A 7,339-nucleotide genomic window follows, 5' to 3' on the forward strand; every position below is an offset into this window, starting at 1 on the left:
ATGCGTTATGCCCACGCGATTTTGATACTCGCCGCGGTCATGGCCCCCGGAAACGCCGCGGCGCAGGGGGAAAACCCACCCGGCCAGGACGCCACGATCCTGGTGCAGGGCCAGCGCGACCGGGCCAGCAACTGGCTTCAGGCCGAGACCGATCACGTCGTGGTCATCAGCAACGGCGGCGAGAAGGAACTGGCCCATATCGCCCATGACCTGGAGCGACTCCATTTCCTCCTCTCGGTGCTGCTGGGCCGGATCGACAAGCCGGACGGCACCCGCAAGCTGCGCGTAACGCTGGTCGGCGACGGCGCGGAATTCGATGCGATGGCGCTCAGGAACCTGCGCTACTCGCCCGGCCCCTACAGCCGCGCCTTTCCCGGGCCCGCTTATTACGATCCCCGCGAGGACGGCGCGGTGTTCGCCGCGAGTCGCTTCGATCAGAAGGCCGTGATCGAGCAGGGCCAGGACCTTGCCGGCATCCTGCCCGATCTGGTGCGCGCCACCACGCCGGCCGCCACGGAAGCGCCCGGCGCCGCGGCCGCGAACCCCGGAGCGGGCTCCACGCTCCCGGCCAGCGCGATCGCCCGGTTCGGCCGCGACGATCCCTTCGCCATCGCGGTGAACGAGCGGGCGGTACCGATATCGGCGGAGGGACGGATCCTTGCCGGCTATGCCCGCCATTTCCTGCTCACCTATTTCCCCCACGCCTATCCGCGCTGGTACGTCGACGGGTTCGGCGAGCTCTTCGCGACCCTGGCAACCCAGGGCGACGGCAGAATGGAATATGGCCGCGCCCCGCAAGGCTATCGCAAGGTGCTCGATCGCTACCGGCGCTATCCGGCCGCGGACATCGTTACCGGCCGCTACCTGGCCGATCGTGACGCCGGCGAGCGCTGGACGCCGTTCCACGCCTGGGCGCTCACCCATTTGCTGTTCTTCTCGAACGAACGGAAAGGGCAGCTCCGCGCCTATCTCGCGACGATCGCGGCCGGTGGCTCGATGGAGAAGGCGGCGGCGGCGTTCGGCGACCTGGGCAAGCTGCAGGACGAACTCGTCGCCTATGACCGGGGCAAGCTGCCATTCGAACAAATGTCCTATCCGGCCGAGCGCGCCGCCGAACCGATCGTCCGGCGATTGAGCGAAGGGGAAGCCGCATTCGTCAAGGGGCGGCTGGAGCTCGGCGCGCGCCTGGCCATCCCGCCCGCGTCCGCGGACCCGAAGGCCGACCGGCAGCGCACCGCCGCGATCGCCCGGCGCGAAGATTGGCTAAAGGACCTGCGCCGGGACGCCGCGCGCTATTCCGCGAACCGCGATGCCCAGCTGCTGCTGGCGGAAGCCGAATGCCGCAGCGGCAACATGCCGGAATGCGCCGCCGCCTCCGCCCGGGTATTGGCCATCGCGCCGGGCAATGGCGACGCGCTCGCCTGGCAGGGTATCGCGCAAGCCGGCATCGCCCTTGCCGCCCCGGCGAACGAACGCGCGGGCCGGCTCAAGGCGGCGCGGATCACCATCGCCCGCGCCAATCGCGCCGACAGCGAAAGCCCATTGCCGCTCCTGGCCTATTATCGCAGCTTCGCCGCCGCCGGCGAAACCGCGCCCGATGTGGCGGTCGAAGGCCTGATGAAAGCGGTCGACACGGTTCCCGCCGCGCCAGGCCCCCGGCTGTTGCTGGGTGAAGCGCTCGCCAAGCGCGGCAATACCGCCGCGGCGCGCAACGCGCTGATCCCGGTGGCCAATGGCCCCTACGAGACGCCGGAAGCGGCGCCGGCCCGCACGCTGCTCTCCGGACTCGCGCAATAGGAAAGGGCCGGGAGCCACGCCCCCGGCCCTTTCGCCATGCCCGTCGTCAGAAGCCGGCCGAGTAGGTCAGGAACCACTGGCGCGGCGGGATCGGATAGGCCGAATAATTGTTGGTCGCCGAGCCGACCGAGAGCGTCGAGACGCCCTTGATGTCGCCCAGGTTGGTGACGTTGAGGCTGAGCTTCGCCTTCTTCATTCCCAGCATTTCCGCCGGCAGGTCCACACCGACGCTCAGCGAAGTGAGGAAATAGGAGCCGACGCTGGCGTCGTTCGAATAGGTCGCGAAGCGCTTGCCGACATAATCGCCGACCAGCTGCGCCTCGACCGGTCCGATATTGAGCGTCGCGACGGTCTTGTTCATCCACTTCGGCGTGCCCGGCAGCTGCTTGCCGCAGGTCGGGACCACGCCGCCGACGACCAGATAGCCGCCGATGCAGCTATTGGTGGCGCCGCCGATGCCCGTCGCCGCCGAGGTATAGTCGCTCCGATACTTGGAGAGGTTGTACGACGTGGCATTGTAGAAGGAGAAGGCCCGGCCGAAGCGCAGGGTGAAGGCGGCGTCGACGCCGTTGGTGCGCACATCGCCGACATTGACCAGGATCGAGGTGCCGCCGGCGATCTGGCCACCCGCGATGCCGCCCGGATTGGTCGAGATCGCCAGCAGACGGTCGCTGAAATCGACACGGTAATAGTTGATCTGCGCGTCCAGCCCGATGCCGCCGCCGAAGCTGCGATGGGTGCGCAGGCCCGCCTCATAGGTCCAGCTGCTCTCCGGCTTGCCGTCATTGGCGAAGGCGTTGAACGCGGTCTGGCTGCCGGTGAACCACGGGCCGCCACCGCCGGCCAGATAGGCCTGATACTGGCGCAGGTTCTTCTGGACGTTGAAATAGACTTCCTCGTGCCCGTTGAAGTCATAGGTCGCGCCGACCGCCGGCAGGAACCATTTCAGCGTGTTGATCTTGCCCTCCGGCAGGCCGCCGGTCAGGCCCGAGAGCGAACCGAGCCGGGGCTGCACGGGATACCAGCCATTGGCCCATTGCGCGCTGGTCTTGAAGCCGAACTGCACGAGCAGCGGCTCGAACACGCGCCAGGTATCCTGCACATGGAGCTGCAGCTGGTTGATCCGCGCCTCACCCTGATATTGGGTGAACAGCGGCTGCATCACCTCGAGCGGGCGGATGTACGGGGTGCTGAGCCCGGGGTTGCCGGCGGGCACGGCATACCAGCGGCGCCACTGGGTGGTGCTGTTGTGCTCGAACCAGCCGCCCAGCTCGATCTGGTGGTCGCCCAGGTCCATGTTGAGCGCAGTGATCGCGCCGCCGCGGTCGATGCGATATTCGGTGGTGCGGGTGATCATCCCCGAGCCCCCGGTGGCGGCGACCAGCGCCGCGCCGCGCGCCGCCGCCTGGGCGTCGGTCAGCGCCGTGCAGGCCGCCGGGCGGACGCCGTTGCCATTGGCGCCGAAGCGGCAATTGGTCGGCAGGCTGGCGTAGTTGGGATCGAGATAGGGCTGCGCCGTCGTGATCGACTGGCCGAGCGGACCGGCAACGACGCCGGCACCGTCATTGTGGTGGAAATAGATCGTGTTCGACAGGGTGACGTTGTCGGCGATCTTGGCGTCGTAGCGCGCATAGGTGAGATAGTCGGTGCGCTGCGCGTCCGAATAATAGTTGCGGTAATTGCCGCCCTGGGCCGCGGGCGAATTGCCCAGCGCATTGATGTAGCTGCGATAGCCGTTGAAATCCGAATAGAAGAACGGCTTGGTATAGGGGGTGTAGAGCTGCACCGGGGTGGCGGTGCCGCCAGCCGACGGCTTGAAGAAGACGGTGGCGTCCTCGTTCGGCTGCGTCATGTCGTTATAGTCGAAATAGAGCGTCAGCTTGCCGACCGAATCGTCGTGGACGAACTTGGCATTGGCCTGCCAGCCGCCCTGCCAGCCGTTGAAGTCCCAGGCCTTGGCCTTTTGCCGCGCGACCGAGACATAGCCGGCATTGGTGCCGCCGCCGCCGAGATTGCCGGTATCGAGGCGCAGGAAGGTGCGCGAGGTGTGGTAGCTGCCCGCGGTCTGGTTGGCGGTCACGCCGAACGCCTGGGTGGGATCGGACGAATAGGTCTCCACCGTGCCGCCCAGGTTGCTGTTCGAGGCGGTGGCGAGATCGCCGGCGCCCGTCGCCACGACGACGCGGCCGACATTCTCCGAGATCACCGCGCGCTGCGGCGAGAGGCCGTTGTAATTGCCATAGCTCTGGTCGCCGAGCGGAATGCCGTCCATCGTGTAGCCGAGCTGGTTGCCGGCAAAGCCATGGATGAAGATCTGGGCGTTCTGCTCGTTGTTCCCCCAGGGATCGGCGGTGACGTAGAGCACGCCGGGCAGCGTCTGGATCGCCTTGAGCGGCGAGACGCCGGGCAGGATCTTCTGGATCTCGCTCGCCGGGATCGCGGTGGCCGAGCGCGTCTGCTTGGCGGTGACGAGAATCGAGCCGTCGCCGGCATTCTCGGGCGCGTTCTCGCCCGTTGCGGGCGAAGTCTGGTCCTGGGCCAGCGCGGGTGTCGCCATGGCGGCGGTGGCAAGAACAGCGGCACAAACGGTAGCGCGAAGCGCGTGACGAACGGTCATCATACCCCCCTGGAGTCACGGCGTCGTTGCGCCGCAGCATCGCCGCCTAGGCGCGGTATGTGGCAGTCCTGTTGTGGTTTGGTGAAACATCCGGGAAACGCCGATGAAGCGCCGATGGCAATGGGCGCCCGCCTCTCCAACGGCCCTCCACGCTTGGTTGACTTATCCACAAATATCGCTATTGGCGCGCCTTCCTCCTTCGGGAGGAGACCGTCCGAGACAGCAAGCGCGGGGAATTTGCCCCGCTTAATCTCTTGCCTAGACGGGGACAGATTTTCACCGGCGGCTCCCTGTGTGGAGCGCGCGGGTCATGCCCAGGGATAACCGGGCACGACGATCCTTCCCCTCGGACATTTTGTAACCGGGTGCTTCCCGCAAGGGATGCGCTCATAACGAGGAGACCGGCATGGATCGTTCCCAGAAGGCTGACGCCGTTGCCGAGCTGAACCGCACCTTTGGCGAGGTTGGCGTGGTGGTCATCACCCGCAACCTCGGGATGACCGTCAAGCAGTCGACGGACCTCCGTAACAAGATGCGTGAGGCCGGCGCGAGCTACAAGGTCTCGAAGAACAAGCTTGCCAAGATCGCTGCCAGCGGCACCGATTACGCGGCGATCGCGGACCTGCTGACGGGTCCGACGGCGCTCGCCACCTCGATCGACCCCGTGGCTGCGGCCAAGGTGGCGGTCGAGTTCGCCAAGACGAACGACAAGCTCGAGATCGTCGGCGGCGCAATGGGCACCCAGGTGCTCGACCAGGAAGGCATCAAGGCGCTCGCCTCGCTGCCGTCGCTGGACGAACTGCGCGGCAAGCTCGTGGGCCTCATCGTCGCTCCGGCGACCAAGCTCGCGACCGTTACCCAGGCACCGGCCGCGCAGCTCGCGCGCGTGTTCGGCGCCTATGCGGCCAAGGACGCCGCATAAGCGGATCTTGCAAGTTTATTTATCCCGAAACATCTGATTTGATTGGAGTTTATCATGGCTGACCTTAACGCGCTTGTTGACCAGCTTTCGGAGCTGACCGTTCTCGAGGCCGCCGAGCTCTCGAAGCTTCTCGAAGAGAAGTGGGGCGTCTCGGCCGCCGCTGCCGTCGCCGTCGCCGCCCCGGGTGGCGCTGGCGCCGCTGCTCCGGCCGCCGAAGAGAAGACCGAGTTCGACGTGATCCTCACCGGCGACGGTGGCAAGAAGATCAACGTCATCAAGGAAGTCCGCGCCATCACCGGCCTGGGCCTGACCGAGGCGAAGACCCTGGTCGAGTCGGCTCCGAAGGCCGTCAAGGAAGGCGTCAACAAGGACGAGGCCGAGAAGATCAAGAAGCAGCTCGAGGAAGCTGGCGCGACCGTCGAGGTCAAGTAAGCTTCTTGGCTTTTCGCCATCGGCGAACAGATCGGGGCGGTCCGGCAACGGGCCGCCCCTTTCTTTTGGGCGATCGGGCACCAAATCCACGGCCAGCGAACAAAGGGCCTGGAGATGAGTGGCCTTGATTGGGACAGGCAGGGACCGCCGCGCCCAGGCTCAGGATCGGCAGATCATCCTGGCGGAATTGAGCGTCCATATGTTCACGTGACGGAAACGGAGAGGTCGCGAAGGAGAAAAGCCATTCGCGACGAAGCTGAGGCCAGAGGACGAGCAATTCGCGCGGCGGAATGGAACGCTCGCCTTGGCACGGAATATCCGGGTTAGGCCGCGACCGCAGCCTTGCCGAGATAGTGCCTTGCTCGGAACAGCGTGCAGCGCCGATCGCAATGCTTGCAATGTAGGATTTCGCCTGCTTGGCTCCCACCGCCGGCCCCAAGGCCAGCCGCTCCTTCATTCTGTTGGGACAATAGGACTACGCCTGCGCAAGGATGTTGCGAGATGCGCCGCCTTACCGAGAAAATAGGGAATATAAGCGCCGCAAGGCCTCGCGGTTGGGGAGGACTTTGTGAACTTTGACGATCCGGCACGACGGTCGCCGTAGGAACGCGGTACTAAGCCGCGACCACGTGCCTGGCAAAATAACGGTTCGCCGCCAGCGGGCCCGCCGGTGCCGGGCGGTCGAGCCAGATCGGGCCGAGCTTGTCGCCCTGCCCCATCGTGCCGAGGATGAAATCGGCACCGAAGCGCCGGATGCTCAGGCCGCCGCGCCAGCGGATGTCGATCAGCACCATCGGCACGAACATCGGCCGGCCGCCGACCTCGACCACGTTCACGCCCGAGCGCGGAATCGCCAGGCGCACCGGCATCCGCCCGCCACCGCCGGCCGCCAGGTCGAAGGGTGCCGCGCCCGGCTCGCCCGGCGGCCCGCCGTGAAAGCCGGCGATCACTTCGTCCTGCCGTGCCTGCGCGCTCATCGCGGCGAAAGCGATGCGGATATTCTCCGCCGAAGCGCCCGAGCCATTGGCGATCAGCAGCTCGAATTCGAGCTGCACGTCATTCTCGGCAAAGACGATCCGGCGAGGATCAAGGCCGAGCTCGAAAGGATCGGCGCCCGGCGCGGGCGACGGAGGTCGCTGCACGGGCGCCGCCGGGACGGTCGCCGCCGGCCGGGCACCGTGGTTCAAGCCGGGCGGCGCCTGGACGGGCGGCGCCGGGATCGAGACGGGCTCGGTCTCGAGAGCCTCCTCCTCCCCTGCTTCACGCCGCCGACGCAGGAGCAGCCAGCCGCCCAGCCCCAGCAGCGCAGTTCCCCCCGCGCCGGCCAGGGCCCAGATCCAGGGCGAAACGGCAGGCGCGGGCGCGGGCGCGGGTGCAGCGGTCGCGACCGGTTGGGGCGTCGGCGATGCCGCGGCCAGGGGAGATGGCGCGACGCTCGGCAACGGCGCCGTGGCGGGCGCGGGTGCGGCGGGCACCGTCTCACGCGGAGCCGGCGTGGCACGCGGAACGGGCGCCGCGCGCTGGGCCGCGGGGGCGGCATGCGCAGTCGGCGTAGGCGCGGGCGTCGGGGC

The 7,339-nt window shown here is 67.2% G+C and carries 5 protein-coding genes; 3 read left to right on the top strand and 2 right to left on the bottom strand.

Translation table 11 applies throughout. From position 1 onward, the window contains the following. A complete protein-coding gene (locus tag OMP43_RS11190) occupies positions 1–1,797 on the top strand; it encodes a hypothetical protein (RefSeq protein WP_280279800.1) in 1,797 nt (598 codons plus the stop codon). Between the two features lie 46 nt (positions 1,798–1,843). Here OMP43_RS11190 and OMP43_RS11195 read toward each other — a convergent pair whose 3' ends face one another. Next, positions 1,844–4,414, bottom strand: a complete 2,571-nt coding sequence (locus OMP43_RS11195; protein WP_280279801.1) for a TonB-dependent receptor plug domain-containing protein — start codon at positions 4,412–4,414, stop codon at positions 1,844–1,846. 406 nt (positions 4,415–4,820) lie between these two features. Between OMP43_RS11195 and rplJ the strand changes: the two genes are divergently transcribed. Together rplJ and rplL are read left to right on the top strand one after the other, a co-directional pair. Beyond that, positions 4,821–5,336: a 50S ribosomal protein L10 gene (gene rplJ / locus OMP43_RS11200; protein WP_086130247.1), complete on the top strand. Its 516-nt coding sequence runs from the start codon at positions 4,821–4,823 to the stop codon at positions 5,334–5,336. A gap of 54 nt (positions 5,337–5,390) precedes the next feature. After that, on the top strand, positions 5,391–5,768 hold the full coding sequence (gene rplL, locus OMP43_RS11205; RefSeq protein WP_086130246.1) for a 50S ribosomal protein L7/L12: 378 nt from the start codon (positions 5,391–5,393) through the stop codon (positions 5,766–5,768). A 614-nt stretch (positions 5,769–6,382) separates the two neighbouring features. On the opposite strand, the gene OMP43_RS11210 is transcribed toward rplL, so the two are convergent. Then, positions 6,383–7,339, bottom strand: a 957-nt coding sequence (locus tag OMP43_RS11210; RefSeq protein WP_280279802.1) for an LPXTG cell wall anchor domain-containing protein, incomplete at its 5' end; no start/stop codon positions are given.

Source organism: Sphingomonas sp. CBMAI 2297 (genome assembly GCF_029870595.1).
Lineage (GTDB): Bacteria > Pseudomonadota > Alphaproteobacteria > Sphingomonadales > Sphingomonadaceae > Sphingomonas.

Excerpts from the sequence above, each read along its gene's own strand:
- OMP43_RS11190 (WP_280279800.1), top strand. The coding sequence starts at position 1 with ATGCGTTATGCCCACGCGATTTTGATACTCGCCGCGGTCATGGCCCCC.
- OMP43_RS11195 (WP_280279801.1), bottom strand. The coding sequence starts at position 4,414 with ATGACCGTTCGTCACGCGCTTCGCGCTACCGTTTGTGCCGCTGTTCTT.
- rplJ (WP_086130247.1), top strand. The coding sequence starts at position 4,821 with ATGGATCGTTCCCAGAAGGCTGACGCCGTTGCCGAGCTGAACCGCACC.
- rplL (WP_086130246.1), top strand. The coding sequence starts at position 5,391 with ATGGCTGACCTTAACGCGCTTGTTGACCAGCTTTCGGAGCTGACCGTT.